This is a genomic window from Pleomorphomonas koreensis DSM 23070 (assembly GCF_000425185.1).
Lineage (GTDB): Bacteria > Pseudomonadota > Alphaproteobacteria > Rhizobiales > Pleomorphomonadaceae > Pleomorphomonas > Pleomorphomonas koreensis.
Map to the genome: position 1 here is coordinate 1 of NZ_AULH01000033.1, position 16411 is coordinate 16411.

14 protein-coding genes, 2 pseudogenes and 1 riboswitch are annotated in these 16411 nt (G+C 61.4%); of the genes and pseudogenes, 3 read left to right on the forward strand and 13 right to left on the reverse strand.

Annotation, left to right across the window (positions count from 1 at the left end; genetic code table 11):
- Positions 1-187 (forward strand): annotated as a pseudogene (locus H512_RS27485) (hypothetical protein); the annotation flags it as partial.
- A gap of 176 nt (positions 188-363) precedes the next feature.
- Here the strand turns inward: H512_RS27485 and H512_RS25025 are convergent.
- Both H512_RS25025 and H512_RS27680 read right to left on the reverse strand, forming a co-directional pair.
- The gene (locus H512_RS25025) at positions 364-1119 is read right to left on the reverse strand and encodes a CPBP family intramembrane glutamic endopeptidase (RefSeq protein WP_084798622.1); all 756 of its coding nucleotides are present in this window, start codon (positions 1117-1119) and stop codon (positions 364-366) included.
- A gap of 30 nt (positions 1120-1149) precedes the next feature.
- Entirely contained in the window at positions 1150-1701 is a 552-nt protein-coding gene (locus H512_RS27680; RefSeq protein WP_245585458.1) for a hypothetical protein, read from the reverse strand.
- 212 nt (positions 1702-1913) lie between these two features.
- Between H512_RS27680 and H512_RS0119090 the strand changes: the two genes are divergently transcribed.
- The gene (locus H512_RS0119090; RefSeq protein WP_245585460.1) at positions 1914-2582 is read left to right on the forward strand and encodes a permease; all 669 of its coding nucleotides are present in this window, start codon (positions 1914-1916) and stop codon (positions 2580-2582) included.
- 432 nt (positions 2583-3014) lie between these two features.
- Here the strand turns inward: H512_RS0119090 and H512_RS0119095 are convergent, their stop codons facing one another.
- From H512_RS0119095 to H512_RS0119120, 6 genes are all read right to left on the reverse strand, one after another.
- The gene (locus H512_RS0119095; protein WP_026784789.1) at positions 3015-4505 is read right to left on the reverse strand and encodes a MutS-related protein; all 1491 of its coding nucleotides are present in this window, start codon (positions 4503-4505) and stop codon (positions 3015-3017) included.
- Entirely contained in the window at positions 4502-6079 is a 1578-nt protein-coding gene (locus H512_RS0119100; protein ID WP_084798623.1) for a MutS-related protein, read from the reverse strand. Before H512_RS0119100 ends, H512_RS0119095 begins: the two co-directional genes overlap by 4 nt.
- A gap of 15 nt (positions 6080-6094) precedes the next feature.
- Positions 6095-6490, reverse strand: a complete 396-nt coding sequence (gene crcB / locus H512_RS0119105) for a fluoride efflux transporter CrcB (RefSeq protein WP_026784791.1) — start codon at positions 6488-6490, stop codon at positions 6095-6097.
- Between the two features lie 142 nt (positions 6491-6632).
- Positions 6633-7904, reverse strand: a complete 1272-nt coding sequence (gene eno, locus H512_RS0119110) for a phosphopyruvate hydratase (RefSeq protein ID WP_026784792.1) — start codon at positions 7902-7904, stop codon at positions 6633-6635.
- Positions 7905-7929: 25 nt separating this feature from the next.
- A complete protein-coding gene (locus H512_RS0119115) occupies positions 7930-8772 on the reverse strand; it encodes a universal stress protein (RefSeq protein ID WP_026784793.1) in 843 nt (280 codons plus the stop codon).
- A 29-nt stretch (positions 8773-8801) separates the two neighbouring features.
- Positions 8802-9239, reverse strand: a complete 438-nt coding sequence (locus H512_RS0119120) for an EamA family transporter (RefSeq protein ID WP_026784794.1) — start codon at positions 9237-9239, stop codon at positions 8802-8804.
- A gap of 150 nt (positions 9240-9389) precedes the next feature.
- Positions 9390-9450: riboswitch (Fluoride riboswitch) on the reverse strand.
- 347 nt (positions 9451-9797) lie between these two features.
- Here H512_RS0119120 and H512_RS25030 point away from each other — a divergent pair.
- Positions 9798-10157 carry a PilZ domain-containing protein gene (locus H512_RS25030; protein WP_053240071.1) on the forward strand — a complete coding sequence of 120 codons (360 nt, stop codon included), beginning with the start codon at positions 9798-9800 and terminating at the stop codon, positions 10155-10157.
- Positions 10158-10475: 318 nt separating this feature from the next.
- Here H512_RS25030 and H512_RS0119140 read toward each other — a convergent pair whose 3' ends face one another.
- The 5 genes and pseudogenes from H512_RS0119140 to H512_RS25035 all read right to left on the reverse strand — a co-directional run.
- Entirely contained in the window at positions 10476-11846 is a 1371-nt protein-coding gene (locus H512_RS0119140) for an APC family permease (protein ID WP_084798626.1), read from the reverse strand.
- Between the two features lie 75 nt (positions 11847-11921).
- Positions 11922-13103, reverse strand: coding sequence for a MalY/PatB family protein (locus H512_RS0119145; RefSeq protein ID WP_245585459.1), 1182 nt, complete (start codon positions 13101-13103; stop codon positions 11922-11924).
- A gap of 374 nt (positions 13104-13477) precedes the next feature.
- Positions 13478-14428, reverse strand: coding sequence for a LysR family transcriptional regulator (locus H512_RS0119150; protein ID WP_026784798.1), 951 nt, complete (start codon positions 14426-14428; stop codon positions 13478-13480).
- Between the two features lie 413 nt (positions 14429-14841).
- The gene (locus tag H512_RS0119155) at positions 14842-15921 is read right to left on the reverse strand and encodes a siderophore-interacting protein (protein WP_026784799.1); all 1080 of its coding nucleotides are present in this window, start codon (positions 15919-15921) and stop codon (positions 14842-14844) included.
- Positions 15922-16018: 97 nt separating this feature from the next.
- Positions 16019-16333, reverse strand: a pseudogene (locus tag H512_RS25035) (biopolymer transporter ExbD); the annotation flags it as partial.
- Positions 16334-16411: the final 78 nt, after the last annotated feature.

The window sequence follows — 16411 nt, forward strand, 5'->3', positions numbered from 1 at the left end:
CTCATCAGCCTGCCAGCGGCAAGCTGACACGTTCCCGGCTCTGTCCGGAAGGCACGGCGAGCGCCGAAGCTACACCACGCCCTGGGACACGATCAATTATTTCCTCAACTCGGTCGGTCGCTTTTCCGAGCTGCTGGAAGACCAGCCTATTGGCAATCCCCTGTGGCACGAGATTCCGTCAGACTGAGCGGAATCCTTAATTCGACCCAGCAAAGGCACTGGTAGTGCGTACATTGAACACAGTGTGAGTGCTGACGTGCCTCCCGCCATGATGATGCACCTTAAGCAGTATTCCACTCGCAGCTTGAACTGGGTCCGTTATATCTCGCCCCGCAACCGCACAGTCCGGGGCAAAAGATCTGGTCAAATAAATATCTGGCTACTGGCTACCGAGACATGACTCCCGGCATAACCGAGCGCAAAAAATGTCCAGTCATTAATGATATGAGCACCGGCGGATACCCAAATATTCTTGGTATAGAGGTAGGATGCCGTCAGAATCAGCCTGCTGATGCCAATCACCAGGAAGCACTGCACAATGTTCCAATCATATGTTGGCAGATGCATCGCCGAGAACCACAAGGTCGAAACCAGGGTGCCAGCCCATATGCTGGAGGCATAGGACGCATGTAGGCGGCTCATAAACAGCCACGTCGCAGCGAGCAAAGGCAGGATCGTTGCAAGCTCCTCACCGATCAGTTGCACGAATGTCCTGATCAGGAAGACGGGCAGTTCGGAAAGCCGCATTGCCGCAACAAGGTCATTGACTGGATTCTGTTTCATCGCGGTGTCGAAGGACGCGATCCATCCCGCTAAAAATGAGGCCGTGATCGTGCAGAGTGCGAACAGAAGCGACAGTCCGAGTGCCTTTATATCATAGTGCCGAAACAGTGCGTTCGCGCGCCCTTCGGAAACATAAGCGAGAGCCGAAAGCGGTAGAGCGGTGAATAATAATGCCGGAATGATGGTCAGGCCGCCCGAAAGAGATTTCGCCTGGGGCGACGAGAGGATAGTAAAGCCGAGCAGGATAGAGGCGATAATCAACACACAGCCACGACCACTTATCGCCGGATTGCCTGCGACGAACGGCAATCTGCGGTGTTCGATCCACTGAAGCATTGGAATACCAGCTACACCCAGAGCCTCATTTTAATTGACCGAGACGAAATTGCCGTCGGCATCGAACCAGCAATTGAAAAAGGTGGTTCGCTCTTGGTCAGGAAAATTGCCTTGAACCACATAGCGATTGCCACTCTTGAACGCCATATTGGTCGTGATCTCCGAGGGTCTACGATCAAATTCGGCCGACGCCTCTCCTCGGCAAAAAGCAGGCATCGCAGTGGTATCCACGCCCTGGCGACGGTCTGCCGGCTGTTGATCGGCTTTATTGCTGCGCTCCGGTTGGTCATCCGCAGAGCGTTCGCTCTTGATCTGGCAGACACCGTTTGCACCGCCTTTGCCCGTATATGATATGTCTGGGCTGCCATCCGGCCTGATACTCAGGGAGATCGTCACATTTCCAGAACGCGCCTCATAATAGTTGTCGTTGAAGCGCTTGAGCCTGGCTTCCTTACCGTTGACGTAGATTGGTCCGCCTTCATCCGCATGGACCTCGACCCGACCGGGGCACGCCGCGTTGAAAAAGGGGACATTAGCCTGCGCCATCCCTGCCGCAGAGCCTGCTACGAACAGGGTCGCCAAGAACCACTTCGATCTGTGCATGGGGCAAACTCCGCATTTATACAGTGGCAGCGTGCCCTATCCCCAACGGCTTATCAAGCGGCCACGTTCAACAGGCGCTCAGATGTTCCTTTCATTGCTCCAGGTTCCTCATTGGCAGGTTAAATCGTAAAACAGATAGCCCAATGCGATAGCTGTGCAGCGGGATCGAGATGGAGGTCGAGTTGGACTTCATGAAGTTGCTGAAATCCGTTGAGGATCTTCTCTATGAGATAGTATCCTGGCTGGTTTTCTATCCAATCACCATGTGGAGATCCATCGTAAGTCCCCTCCGAATGATGCAGTATGCCGATGAGGAGCTGGAGGATCGCCCTGAAGATCAGTATAGCGACACGCTCAGCCCGCCATTATTCCTGCTACTGACCCTTCTGCTGTCTCAGGCGATCTCCAGCGCCGTTCCATCCATATATGCTGACGCGAGCCTTCCCCCTCTCCTGGAGTCCACCGCGAACCTGTTGCTGGCGCGTGGTATGATCTTCGGCTTGCTGCCGCTGGTAATGGCGGTGACCTTGGTAAGGAAAAAGTCAATCAAGCTTACGAGGGAGACGCTGCGACCACCATTCTACAGCCAATGCTACGTTGCCACTGTATTCGTGTTCGTTGCAGGCCTTGGTCTGGACATGCTTCTCGTCCCCCACGGCGGGGGTTTGACGGTGGGATTTACGGTGGTTGTTGTGGCGACAATCTGGTACGGGCTGGCCCAGGTCCGCTGGTTTAAGCGCGATCTCGGGATCAGTACCGCCGCAAGTGTTGCCCTATTCGTCGGACGGTTCTTACTTGCTATTTTTGTAATGATTGCTGTCGCGCTTATGATTGGCTGGACCCTGAGGAACTGGAAATGAGGATGCTGGCCGATTGGCCATGCCCACGTTCAGGTATTTCCCGCTAGCATGAAGGTGATTGAAACCTTGGGGCGGGTTAATCTGGAGCGGCATATCTTGGCGATGCCCCCTCTGTTGGGGCTACACCGTCGGCTTCAGGGAGTAGCTCAAGAAGTCGATCCGCGAACGGCGCATTCGCACCCTTGCCTATGGTAAAGGTCGGAACCGCCGTCGCCGTGAAGCAGGTTGCCGACAGCATTGCCGAGGTTGACCCGCGAGGCTCGCAAGGCTGGCGTGTCGGCCCAGACGTGGCAGCAGGGGAGCTACGTTGCCACGGCGAACGGCGCAGCCATTGACGGCGTGACCGATGCCCTCAAGGAATTGAACATTCGCGGCGATGAGCTTGCCCGCACAGGAGGGGGCTGCGGGGCGGAATGGTTTACGCGGCTCCACTCAGGAGCGCATCACAGCGGCGAACAAATCGCGTCCGAAGCTGGTGTCCATCGGCTCGGCCCGCTCCAGGGGAAAGATGCGGCCGTCGTCGCTTGGCTTCGTCGCTCTGAGGAACACGCCGACGCCCCCCTGTTCGACGAGCATGGCATGGGCGAAGGTGTAGAGGTGGGTGACGAAGACGACCCGCACACCCCGCTCGATCAGCGCCCTGGTAATCTCTCCGGCGATTTTCGAACCTTCGCGTTCGTTGGTGGCGGCGAAGGACTCGTTGAACAGGAACAGCGAGCGGTGCGTGGCGGCTTCGGCGAGGGCGTCCATGCGCGTCAGCTCCTCGTCGAGCTTGCCGGAGCGCATATCCGCATCCTCCTCCTTACGGAAGTGGCTGAGGATCTGGTCGGCGACGCTTGCCGAGAAGGCGATGGCGGGCACCATCAGTCCCGCCTGCATCATCAGGAAGGCCAGACCGAGACTGCGCAGGAAGGTTGTCTTGCCACCGCGATTGGCGCCGGTGACGATGACCAAGTGCCGTCCGTCCGCATCCAGATCGTTGGCGACAACTCTGCCGTCGGTCCCGAGAGCGAGGCCGACATCATAAAGCCCCGTTGCAGACAAGTGTAGCGCGTCGGGGGTGGAAGGTATCGGCAGGCAGAAGGGCAAGAGGCGTTCAGCCAGTGCATTGCGGAGGTTGAGACCGCCGAGATAGAAGGCCAACTCCGTTCTGAGCGTGGCGAAGAAGCCCAGGACGTGGTCGACCGATTGCGCCACGGCGTTGGCAACGAGGTTCAATCCACGTGCCTCCAGCTGCTCGCGCGCCTTCCAGCCGGCTTCATCGCGCGGAGCGATCTCGAAGTGCCGGGAAGGCGCCTGGCGGCCAATGAGCTGCTCGACGAAAGATTTTCCCCTCGACCAGCGACGCAGCACATGGGCGACACCGTGATTGCCCGGGCCCAGCGTGGCACTGATCAGGATGCCGTCGTTGAACTGCAGACGGGCGAGTTCGGTCTGCACCTCAGCGAAATAGGCGTCGTTGAGTTCGCGTTCCAGCATGGCGAACAGACCCCGGAAGCCCAGCGAGCAGAAACGGTCGCCGTGCTTGGCCGTGAGGGCCTTGATGCGGCCGAGGATCTCCATGAAGGTTGACAGCAGCCCTCTCGACCGCGCCAGGATTGCCGATGGGGAGTCGGCCCAGCGCCAACCCTCCTGGCGCTCGATGTCGAGCGCCTCTCCGGCAAGCGCATAGAGTTGCTGGACGACGCGCGGATTGTCCATGCAGTCGGACAGGACGGCCTGCCGGAAGCGCACGAGATCGGCATCCGCCTCGGTCGAGCCGAGAAGAACCAGCCGGCCGATCTCGGCAATCAGCCTGTCACCGGCCGCCATGGCCATCACCAGCGTTTCGAGGCCAAGATCGACGGTCAGCGCGTCCGCACCGGGCGGAAGAGGACCGGAGCGATCGAGATCCCGATCGGGAAACAGCAGATGCACTTTCATCGGATGCGCTCCCTGAGACTCCGGTAGGTCAGCCTGTGCCGCTCGGCCAGCGCCATGGCGTAGGCGAGCCCGTCGGCCGGACGCCGCGTCAGGCGGAAGGTGCGCACCGCATCGTCGTTACGGTCGACGCCGCCGACCATGCTGACCGTCGCCGACGAGAAGGAGGCCAGTTCATCGATGAAAGTGACCCAGACGCCAAGAATGTTGCGCTCGATAAGGCGCGTCATCACCTCGCGGCTCAGCCAAAGGGCATCGGCGAGCGTGGTCGATGTGAAGATCTCGTTGAGGATGATGATGCTCTGTTCCGTCGCCACATCGAGGATGTCGCGCATCCGCAACAGGTCGTCTTCCAGCTTGCTGCGCTCCGAGGTAGCCACCTCCGGCCGCTCGAAATGGGTGAGCAGACTGTCAAAGAGATGGAGGCGCGCGCTGACAGCCGGGATCGGGCACCCCAGCGCCGCGAGGTAATGCAACTGGCCGAACATGCGGGCGAAGGTCGTCTTTCCGCCCTGGTTGGGGCCGGTGATCACCAGGATACGCTCGTCGCCGCTCAACTCGAAATCGTTGGCGATAACAGCGCGGTCCTCCTTGGCAAGCGCTGCCGCCAGGGCCAGATCGAACGCGCCTTCGGCCTTGACCTCCTTGTTCGGCATGACTGCCGGATAGCAGAACGGCAGCCCGCGAGCCCTGAACGGCGCGATATGGTCGAGCCAGGCGAGATAGAATTGAACCTCGCGGTCGAAGGCGGCGATGGTCGGGTCGATGAAGTCGGTGTTGGCAGCGACGAAAGCATCGAGGCGACCGAACAGATCGGAGTTTAGCTCGGCCACCAGATCCAGAATCCTGGCCTCGATGTGGTTCATCTGCCCGTCGTCGCGGAGCTTGGCGCGATGATCCTTGGCGTCCGCCTGCTTGAACTTGGCGAAGACGCCGAGGATTTCCTCGGTAAAATCGGGCTCGTCGTCCAACGGACCGACGTGAACGTGACTGCCGATCAGGTAGACGCAATAGGAGACCGAGGCGAGCTGCCGCTTGAGATCGAGCGTGGCGTCCGCCAGCCTTTTGAACCGTTCCTCCACCGTATAGGAGGCAAGATAGTCGCGGAAGGCGACAAGGCCGGGAGATGCAAGTTCAATGGAGGAAAAGACGGCCGCGAAGCGGCGGACCGCTTCGTCGTAGAGCAGGACACCGTCAAGAAACCAGGCTTGCCGCTCGCGCTCATGATGGATCTTGTCTATCTGCTGCCGGTTAGCCCGGAGCGCTCGCATGCCCCCGGCGAAGCCATCGAGTGTGGCACGCACCGATGGCCGTTCGATGTCCCGGAAGATTGCCTGCCGGTAGAGGACATTCGTGGTATCCGGCAGCGGCGCACGGAAGATTGGAACAAGGTTGTATTCGGGCTTGGGCGCTGTTGCCGCAGCGACGATTTGATCAAGGTTGAGGTCCGGGAAGCAGGATGGCTCCGCGGGTTCGCTGTCAAAGGCGGTTGCCGGATCGACCGAAAGAATGCTCACCGCCACCGGTTTCGCTGAAGCGGCGGCCACCGAGGAAGGATCGGAGGAGCGGGCTTCCATGGCAATCCCTCCTGGCTAGATCTGCGCGGGAACCATCATTCGGACGAGGGCGAAGCCTGCGAACAGCGCAGCGATCGACAGGACCACCGAGGCGGCGGCATAGGCAACGGCGGCCACACCCTCGCCGCGCTCCCAGAGCATGGCGGTATCGAGCGAGAAGGTGGAGAAAGTGGTGAAGCCGCCGAGGATACCGGTGGTGAGGAACAGGCGCAGCGGCTGTGGCAGACCGCTTTTCTGCGCCCAGTATTCGGTGAGAATCCCCATCACGAAGCTGCCGATCACGTTGATCGCGAAGGTGCCGTAGGGAAGCCCGGAGCCGAGGAGGCGAGCGGCGCCGAGGTTGACGCCGTGGCGCAGTGCGCCGCCAACGCCGGCACCGAGAAAGACCAGCAGGTAGCCGAGATAACCCATGGAAAGCATCTCCAGTCAAACGATCGGCAGCGGCGAGACCGTGCGGAAGCGGCCTCCCGGGTCGGCAAGGTTCGGCCCGAGAAAAGATTGCCGGATATCGCAACCCGGGAGAGGCGGTTTCCCACCTCCCCGGTTTGACGGCTCAGGCGAATGGCGAGCGGAACTCGGCGGCGTCGCCCAGTTCCGCCTCGATCTCCAAAAGGCGGTTGTACTTGGCGATGCGCTCGGAACGGCAGGCCGAGCCGGTCTTGATCTGACCGCCGCCCATGGCAACCGCGAAATCGGCCATGAAGGCGTCCTCGGTTTCACCCGAACGGTGCGAGACCACATAGGCCCAGCCGGCGGCGCGACAGAGGTTGATGGTTTTCACCGTTTCCGAGACGGTACCGATCTGGTTGAGCTTGATCAGCACGGCGTTGGCCGATTTCTCGGCGATGCCGCGCTTCACGAACGCGACGTTAGTGACGAACAGGTCGTCGCCGACGATCTGGATGCGGTCGCCTTGCTTGGCCGTCTGACGGGCGAAGCCCTCCCAGTCATTTTCGGCAAGGCCGTCTTCGATCGAGGCAATCGGATAGGCGCCGATCCACTTCTCGTAAATGTCGATCATCTCGTCGGCGGTCTTCCTGCCGAGGCCAGACTTCTCAAGATTGTAGGCGCCCTTTTCGAAGAAGGAGCTGGAGGCCGGGTCGAGGGCAATGACGGCGTCCTTGCCGGGTTCGTAGCCCGCCTTCTCGATGGCGGCGACGATCAGCTCGCAGGCTTCCTCGTTGCTCTTCAGATTGGGCGCGAAGCCGCCTTCGTCGCCGACGGCGGTGGAATAGCCCTTCCTGGCTAGGATCCTGGACAGCGCATGGAACACCTCGGCGCCACAACGCAGCGCCTCGGCAAAGCTCGGCCGCCCCGCCGGCATCACCATGAACTCCTGGAAATCCACGGAGTTGTCGGCGTGCTTGCCGCCGTTGAGGATATTCATCATCGGGACCGGCAGACGCGTGGCGCCGACGCCGCCGAGATAGGCGTAGAGCGGCAGGCGGCTGACAGCGGACCCGGCCCGCGCCACGGCCATGGAGACGCCGAGAATGGCATTGGCGCCAAGCTTGGCCTTGTTGCCGGTGCCGTCGAGATCGATCATCCGCGCGTCGATTTCCGCCTGCGCGATGGGATCGCATCCCTTGAGAGCCGGACCGATGACGTCGATCACGTTGGCGACGGCCTTGAGAACACCCTTGCCGCCGTAGCGTGACTTGTCGCCATCCCGCAGTTCGACGGCCTCGTTTTCGCCGGTCGAGGCGCCCGAGGGCACCGAGGCCGATACGCACGTGCCGTCGTCGAGCGTCACGTAGACGCGGACGGTTGGATTGCCGCGCGAATCGAGGATTTCGCGGGCGGTCACTTTGTCAATCAAGGCCATGGAGGATCTCCTTTATCGACCTGCTTCAACACATCATGAAAACGGGGATATGGGCTGCGGCGAGCACGTCGCGGGTGACGCCGCCGAGGATCGCTTCCCAAAGGGCGCCGTGTTTGAAGGCGCCAATCAACAGGCTGTCGGCGCCGAGCCGGTCGGCGGCGGCCAGCAATTGACGGCCGACACTGCCGGCCTCGCGCCTGAGTTCAACGCAGTCAACGGCGATGCCAAGCTCGGAGAAGAAGGCGCGAGCCGTGGCCTGGTAATCGGCGCCGGGCTTCTCCACCGACACCACCGTCACCTTGCCAGCCCTTTGCAGCCAGGGCAGCGCTTGTCTTGCCGCCCGCTTTACAGGTTCGCCCGGCTTCCAGCCGACGACGATATGGCGGCCAATGACGCGTTCCAGTCGAGGGCCTTCCCTGGGATCGGGCGGCGCAACCAAGAGCAGCCGTTTCGACCAGAATAAGGTCGCGTGGAAAGCGTCGCGGCCATCAAGGCGCACCGGGTTGCCCATCACCACGAGATCGGCGCTACCCGTTTCGGCGGCGACCAATTGCCCGACGTCGCCCTCGTCATGCTTCCAGCTGATGGGCGCGTGCCGACGGTCGGCGAGCCATGCGTCATAGGCGGCCTTGGTGCGAGCGAGGCGTTGGGCAATGGTGCCTTCGCGCAACTCGCGCAACTGCTGGATGGCGATCTCCTCCGGCGGCACGAAGGCAAACTTCGGATTGAAGCCGATCTGGATGGCGGAGATCGTCGCCTCGAAGCCATTGGCGGCAGCCAGCGCGCAATCGAGGCAGGTGGCCACCGTTTCCGGCTCCGGCAGCAGGGCGACAATGATCTTTGGTTCTGAGGTTCGACCGGGAGCCATACGATCCTCCATCTCGTTAAGGCCGGGGCTCATCCCTTGCAGGCGACCAGGATTGCGCCGGCTCCGACTAGAATGACGCCAAGCCAGTTCGGCAAAGTCAGACGTTCACCGAGAAAAAACACGGAGAAAACAGCGACCAGGACGACGCTGAGCTTATCGATCGGCGCTACGCGGGCAGCATCACCGACCTTCAAGGCCCGGAAGTAGCAAAGCCATGACCCTCCGGTCGCTAGTCCAGAGAGCACCAGGAAGAGGTAGGTTCGCTGGGAGATTTCGCCGAATGGCTGCCACTCGCCGAGTGCCGTGACCATGCCCGCCAGAACAGCCAGAATGACAATCGTGCGAATGAACGTTGCAAGATCGGAATTGACACTCCCAACACCGATTTTGGCGAAGATCGCGGTCAACGCCGCGAATACGGCGGAAAGGATAGCCCAGAACTGCCAGGCTTGCTGAAGTCCCTTCACGGCGATACTCCTCCGACAGGAGGAGAGAACATCGAACGCTTGGGACATATGGCGTTCATCAGGTTGCCCTCTCGACCAATACCTGGGGCAACAAAAAACCCGCCAGCGGCGGGTTTCGAAACAGCCCTGCCGCGACGGACCTGCGGCCCGTTTTGAGCAGGAGCTATCAGCACTTAGGCAGTTATCGGGAAGCTCCATTCCCATCACTGAGTGGAACATACTATTCGGATTGCTGTCTGTCAAAGCCGATCGATCGGCGAGCAACAGCGCCCGCTTGGAGACCAACCTTGCGGCCCGCGAGCTTTACGCTCCGGTGCTTGAGCCTGGCAGCTTCAAGCCCTTCGTTCAGAGCTTCCGCCCGATGGCGGTGCCGTAACCTTGCGCAGAAGGCGAGCTTTCGAGCCCGCCCTCCCATCCTCGGCGTTCCCGCCATCTCGCTACCCCGGACAAGCGGCGAGGCGGAAATCGGCCAGGACGGTTGATCGGGCGTGCATTGGCATCAGGCTTGCGCCGGTTAGGGCTTGAAACGTCAATGTGTTTCAAAGGAAGGCATTTCCCGTGTTTGATCGGCGCAGAGAGCATCGGAACCGTACCTATCTGGGAAGCCAGATCGCCTTCAACAACCGTTGGTCGACGATTGACGGCTTGGTGCGGAACATGTCGCAGAGCGGCGCGAGGATCGAGTTTGCCGATGCCGTGTTCGTTCCCGACGAGTTCGAGTTGGTCATCCCCCTCAAGGGGCACAGCCGCCGGGCGCGCATAGTGTGGAGAGAAGCAAAGGCGCTGGGCATCTCATTCCTGGATCCGGATGACGGTAAAGTCATCCCGATCGAAGTGGCGCGTCGGATTCGAAAGCTGAAGGCCGAGCGCGACATGTTGGCGCAACGCGTCAGGGATCTCAGCGAGCCGGGAATATGATCAGATCGGCTCTGACATTCGTCGTGAATCGGCTCGTCTTGATAGCGATCTTCCTGCTGGCCCTAAACGCCTTCATGCAGAATTCCAGTTGTCAGTCTGGCAATTCGCAGGGCATCATGCGGACGCTGGCCGGCATGCAAGAGACGTTCAGGGTTCTGAACGACGCATTCCGCTAGTCTCTCTTCAAGACAATCGCGCGTTTGCCGGTGCAGCTCACTCGATACCGCCCGAAAGACGTTGAGCTGCGCTGAGCGCCTATGAAAATGCAACAAAGGGGACCGAGCCCCCTTTGCTGCTCTTGTGCCATGACGGGCAGCCTTACGGACTGGGGACCGCACTCTCGATCGTATTTTCCAGAATGCCCTTTCGACGGATTGCGGCAATGACGATGCCGACAACCAACCAGCCCCCGATCAGCACCGCCGTCATCAGGCTTGCCTCACTGATGAACATCATGATGACCAGGAAGCAGTTCAGCAGGAAGGCGATCGCGATAATGGTCATCAGCAGCGGTTTCGAGCGGACCTTGAAGGTGCCCCGATCATAGATATCCTTGTGGTTTCGATACAGGACGAAGCAGCAGACAATGATGACGACCTGGGCGACGACGCCGGTGATGCCGGAGGCGATGGAGATTTCCTTCACGGACAGATTGAGGGCAATGGGAAGCACCCCGATCAGGTAGAGAATCGTCAGAAGATAGTGCGGCGTACCGAACCGCTTGTTGACGCTCGCCAGCTTGCGCGGCAGCCAGTTGTCATCGCAGGCGACGAGCAGGCTCTTGCTGCCCCAGAGCATCTGGGTATTGATGATGCCGAGAATGCTGATGATGCCGGCGCCGATGGAGAAGTACAGGAACTGTCCACGCGACATGATGTGTTCCGCCACCAGGGTCAGCGGCTTGTTGGCGACTTCCGAAATCGGCAGGACGCCAGCCGCCACGGAACTTGCCAGGATATAGGCGACAGCGGCAATGCTGGTTGCGCCGATGATGGCGATGGGGATATCGCGCCCCGGATTTTTCATTTCCCCGCCCAGTTCACCAACCATGGCCGCCCCGCCGGTCGTGAAAAGCAGGATGCCGGCGGCACTGATCAGTCCGGAGAAGCCGTTGGGCAGCAGCTCGCTGAAATTCTCCGCCTGGACCGCGGGCAGTCCGGTTGTGATGAAGAGCAGGATGGCGCTTGCCATGATCAGCGTCAGGACCATGCCCACCTTGGCGGTCAGCTTGGCTCCGGACATGTTGAGCAGGTAGAAAGCCGTCAGAATGATGAAGGCCATTGCCGTCTGCGGAAGACGCAGCCATTCCGGGAAGCCCGGATAGAATACGGCAATGCAGTTGGCGGCCGTGATCGCATAGAGTGACAGTGCGACGTTGGTCAGGAAAAAGAACCACAACGTAAGGAACCCGGAAAGCGGCGAAATCAGCCGGGTTGGCCATGTGTAGGTGCCGCCGGTGACCGGCATGGCCGAACTCATGATGGCAAAGGGAATGCCCGCCATGATCGAGGTCATGGCGGCGAGCGCATAGGCAAACGGAACGCCTGCGCCCGTCAGGCCGATGGCAACGCCCGTCAAGGCAATCACACCGCCGCCGACGACCTGCTTCAAGGCGACGCAGAACACCATTGGCAAACTGAGTTCTTTTTTCAGGCTGTCGGTATTTCTCGTGATCTTCCTGTCAACCATGTTACTTCCTCCCCCCAATGCTATGGGTGGCTCCTCTCCTGCAGGAGTTCCCGTTCCTCATTTCTCGAAGATGATTCAGGCCAGCGCGCTCTTGAGCCGCTTGAGGCACTCGTCGACGGTGGAGCGCGGACAACCGAGGTTGACGCGCATGAAGCCGTGACCCTCGGGACCGAATTTCTGGCCCTTGTCGAACCAGACCCGCGCCTTCGTCAGCATGAATTTTTCCAGCGCTTCAATGTCCATGCCGAGTGCGCGACAATCCATCCACGCGAGATAGAGTCCGTCGGCCTTGAACACTTTCAGCTGCGGCAACGACCTGGCGATCTCGGCGGCAAAGTGCTCCTGATTGCCCTTGAGATAATCGAGCAGGGCTTCAAGCCAGGGCTCGCCATGACGGTAGGCGGCCTCGCCGGCGACCATGCCGAGGCTGTTGATGAAGTGCAGGCCATTGCGCCCAAGATGGCGAGCCAGTTCCGTCCGAAGTTCGGAGTTGGCGACGATAACGTTCGAGCATTGCAAACCCGGAATGTTGAACGTCTTGCTGGGCGCCATGCAGACGATGCTGTTCTCGGCAAATTTCTGCCCGAGGGAAGCAAAGGGGATGTGTTTGACCGACCTGTTGAAAACCAGGTCCCCATGAATTTCGTCCGATACGACGAGAACGTTTCTGCGGGCGCAGATTTCACCCATCTGCCTGAGGTCGTCCTCAGACCAGACCGTTCCGGTCGGATTCTGCGGATTGCAGAGAATGAACAGCTTGGTGTTCGGCTGGATGGCCGCCTCGAAAACCTTGGCGTCAAAGCGGTATCGATCGCCATCAACAGTCAGGGGGGCATAGGCGACCTGCCGGCCATTGTTGATGGTATCCTGATGAAAATGCACATAAACCGGCGTTTGCACCAGGACCGAATCTCCGGGACGGGAGAATGCCTGGATGATGGTGTTCAGCGCCGTGACGACGCCGGGCGTCTGCAGGATCCACTCCGGCGGCACATCCCAGCCGAACCGCTTGCGCTGCCAGCCGATAACCGCCTCCAGGTACTGCTTCGTCACGCCGGGGTAGCCGAACAACCCTCTGTCGGCGGCCTCCTTCAGCGCGTCGATAACCGCCTGCGGCGCCTTGAAGTCCATGTCCGCAACCCACATCGGCAACGGATCGGCGGCGGCTTCGTCCTCCGTCAGGAACTCATGGGAAAAGGCCCACTTCGCAGAATTCGCATGTCGAAGGTCGATGACCTCATCGAAGTTGTATGTCACGGCTCGCCTCTTGAGATGCCAAGTTTCAACCGAAATAGAGGCTAACCTATTGTATAATAAAATCAAAATGGCATTTTCTCAAAACGCTTTTGAGGATTTTTCATAAATGCCGATCAACTATTCGAGGCCGACGCTGCGATGGGTGAACTTCAGTCGAGGGGGATTTCAAAGCGATCGACAGAGAGATATCGCAAGGTTAGGTGATAGCGACCATCGCTCCAGGCGTTCGCAAGTCGCGGCACCACGTGCCGGCCGGCCCGTTCAACGCGGCCGTCAATCGGATCTTCCTGTGGAGACTTCACGCCCTCGGCCACTAGACCGGCCTGCAGCAGATCCGACCGGCACGAAGCGGGAATCGCCCGGCGACAATACGGTCATTCTTCGGTCAGGAAGGGCAAATGCGCGCGCAGGCTGGCATCCCAGGGCGGAATCGGGCCGAGATCGTCGGCAATGAAATCGATGAAGCCGCGGATTGTCGGATTGGTGTATTTCGATCGGAAGTACATAGCGTAGAGTGTATGCGTGATCGCCGAACGGTAGTCGGGCAGGACGACTTCCAGATCGCCGGACAGGATATTGCCGGAGACCACGTAAGTCGGGAGGCAAGCGACCCCGCGCTGCTCCAACGTCGCGGCGAGCAGGGCGAGACTCGAATTGGAGACCATGCAGCCCTGCACCCTGACATATCTTGCCTCGTTGCCGCGCTGAAAGGTCCAGGAGCCGTTGAGCGTCATGGCCGGATAGACGAGGCAGCGATGGTTGGCGAGATCGTCGGGGGTCTCGATCCTGCCGTACCGCTCGAGATAGCCAGGCGCCGCGCAATAGACCCAATGAATCGGCGCCAGCCGGCGCGAGGCATAATTCCAGACCGTCGAGGCGGTGATGCGCAACGCGACATCGCAATTCTCCTCGGCGAGATCCACGCAACGGTCTTCGAGCGATATGTTGACCTGCACCTGCGGGCACACCTCGATAAACCGGCCGATGATCGAGGACAGCTGGGCGCAACCGAAGGCAACAGAACTGGTGAGCAGGAGCGGGCCGGTCGGATAGCTGCGAAACTGCGACGTCTCGCTGAGCGCCTCCTCCAGATTTTCGAGGATGGCGGCCGTATGCTGCATCAACGCCCGCCCCCCTTCGGTCAGCGTCATGCTGCGCGTCGTCCGCTTGATCAGCAGGATGCCAAGCCGCTGTTCGAGCTGGGTCAGGCTTTTGGAGACCGCCGACGGCGTGACGTTCAGTTCGCGCGCCGCTGCGGAGAGGGAACCGGTCTCGGCGATACGCGCAAACACCATAAGCTGCGATAGCGAAGCCAGGTTCTTCATTGACTGCCGGCTCCCCCAATATGCGTAACTTTGATCGTCAAATGACGACGACTATCCTTGCCAAGAGTCAATTATACTCCTGCAAAGCCAAGTTTTTACAAGCAGATAAATACCTAGGGTCGGGTTCGATCAAAGCCTGAATAGGACGGCGGTGGCGATTGCCACGGCAGAGCGGACGTCTTCGGCCCGCTTGTCATCGCAAGGGGCGACGCGGCGGATGGGGCACGGCCGACAGCCCGCGCCCGGCGCCCCTTTTGCGCCAAAGGCTGCGCTGCATCCTGATGGAGGCGCTGTCGATCGCCGCTCAATCCGCATCCGGCAACCGGAACAGCCTCCTCCATCACCTCCCCCTGATCACCCGTCCCGTGAATCGGGAAGGACACCGTGGTCAACCAGGGGATTGGTTCTGAACCCTAGTCGTCGTGGCGATGGTCGTCGCCAGCCTTGCCGCGCCGCCAGTAGGAGGCGAGACGCATCCGGGAGCGCGGCAGCCCCCAGACGTCGATCGCCCGGCGGTGGAGCGCGCGGCGGGCGGCGTGCTCCATGCCACCCCAGACGATGGTATCGGGCGCGAGATCGTCAGCGCCGATCGCCGCGGCGGCCGCTTCCAGCCCCTCGCCATGCCGACGACAGAGCCAGACGACCTCGGCGGCGGCGGCGGTCGGCAGCGCCTGCCGGTCGGCTTGGTCCTCGACCTCGACGAAGGCGCGGACGCGGCGGCCGGCCGGCATCTCGGCCAGCATGCGGGCGACGGCCGGCAAAGCGGTCTCATCGGCGAACAACAGGTAATCGGCCGCCGCCGGCAGATCGCCGCCGCCGGGACCGGTCATACCGACCAAGTCGCCCGGCCGCGCCCGCGCCGCAAACGCGGCGCCCGGCGCGTCGGCGTGCTCCCCGTGCAGCAGCATGTCGATCTCCACCCTGCCGGCCGCAACATCGATGCCGCGCAGCGTGTAGACGCGGGCGGGCGGCGGATTGTCGTCCGGCCAGAAGGGGCGGCCGTCGTCGCCGGTCACCGGCCAGCGCTGGGCCGCGCCCTCGGGCGGCAACAGCAGGCGGACGTGCAACCCGCCCTCCGCGAAGCGGCCGAGATCGTCGCCGGCGAGCGTCAGGCGGCGGAAGCGGCCGACCGTCCGGACGGCCGTCACCGTCATTGCGCGGAAGAAGGGCAGCGGCGAGCCGGCCGCGCCGGCCCCCGTCCAGTGCAGCGTCAGGCCGGGGCCGGTGAATTCCAGCACATGGTCGGCCATGATCATCTTGATGTAGGCGAGGCCGGCGGCGTCGCCGCTCTCGGAGGCGATCCTGAGGCCGCCGGCCTCGATCGTCAGCCGCGACAGGCCAAGCTCGCTGGACAGCAGCACGTCGCCCGTCGGCGTCGTCTCGGATTCGGCATATCTGCCCAGATGCTCGATCAGCCGGGCGCGCAAGGCGGCGGGATCGGGGACCGGGACGACAAGGGTGGCGGCAAGCCGCGCTGGCTGTTGGACGTTCATCGTCTGATTCCTGGCTTCATCACTCCCCGACGAACTCGATCGGGACGGTGGCCCTGAAGGGTGCGGGGAGTGCGTCGGGGATGGGCGGGAAGGCTCAAGCCCGGAGGAAGATGCGTTCGGCCTTGTCGCCGCCGGTTGCCGCGTCGAGACGGCTGCCCAGCGCCTCGCGCGCCACCTTGTCCTCGCCGACGCTGATCGACAGGTCCCCGCCGACCGTCACGTAGAGCGGCTTGTCGGGACGGGGCGAGGCGGCGGCCGTCGAGCCGGGCAGGTCGACCGGCACGTCGACGGTGGCCAGCGGTGCCGCCACCATGAAGATGATCAGCAGAACCAGCATGACGTCGATGAACGGCGTGACGTTGATCTCGTGGGTCTCGGACAGTTCGGCACCGTCGTCGAGGCGGGCGGCCATGGCGATCCTCCTTCAGCTGGCGGTCCGGACCGCCGCCACCAGGGCGGCGGCGTCGAGGCGGCCGGTTTCGATGTCGCG

Excerpts from the sequence above, each read along its gene's own strand:
- H512_RS25025 (WP_084798622.1), bottom strand. The coding sequence starts at position 1,119 with ATGCTTCAGTGGATCGAACACCGCAGATTGCCGTTCGTCGCAGGCAAT.
- H512_RS0119090 (WP_245585460.1), top strand. The coding sequence starts at position 1,914 with ATGAAGTTGCTGAAATCCGTTGAGGATCTTCTCTATGAGATAGTATCC.
- H512_RS0119095 (WP_026784789.1), bottom strand. The coding sequence starts at position 4,505 with ATGAAAGTGCATCTGCTGTTTCCCGATCGGGATCTCGATCGCTCCGGT.
- H512_RS0119100 (WP_084798623.1), bottom strand. The coding sequence starts at position 6,079 with ATGGAAGCCCGCTCCTCCGATCCTTCCTCGGTGGCCGCCGCTTCAGCG.
- crcB (WP_026784791.1), bottom strand. The coding sequence starts at position 6,490 with ATGGGTTATCTCGGCTACCTGCTGGTCTTTCTCGGTGCCGGCGTTGGC.
- eno (WP_026784792.1), bottom strand. The coding sequence starts at position 7,904 with ATGGCCTTGATTGACAAAGTGACCGCCCGCGAAATCCTCGATTCGCGC.
- H512_RS0119115 (WP_026784793.1), bottom strand. The coding sequence starts at position 8,772 with ATGGCTCCCGGTCGAACCTCAGAACCAAAGATCATTGTCGCCCTGCTG.
- H512_RS0119140 (WP_084798626.1), bottom strand. The coding sequence starts at position 11,846 with ATGGTTGACAGGAAGATCACGAGAAATACCGACAGCCTGAAAAAAGAA.
- H512_RS0119150 (WP_026784798.1), bottom strand. The coding sequence starts at position 14,428 with ATGAAGAACCTGGCTTCGCTATCGCAGCTTATGGTGTTTGCGCGTATC.
- H512_RS0119155 (WP_026784799.1), bottom strand. The coding sequence starts at position 15,921 with ATGAACGTCCAACAGCCAGCGCGGCTTGCCGCCACCCTTGTCGTCCCG.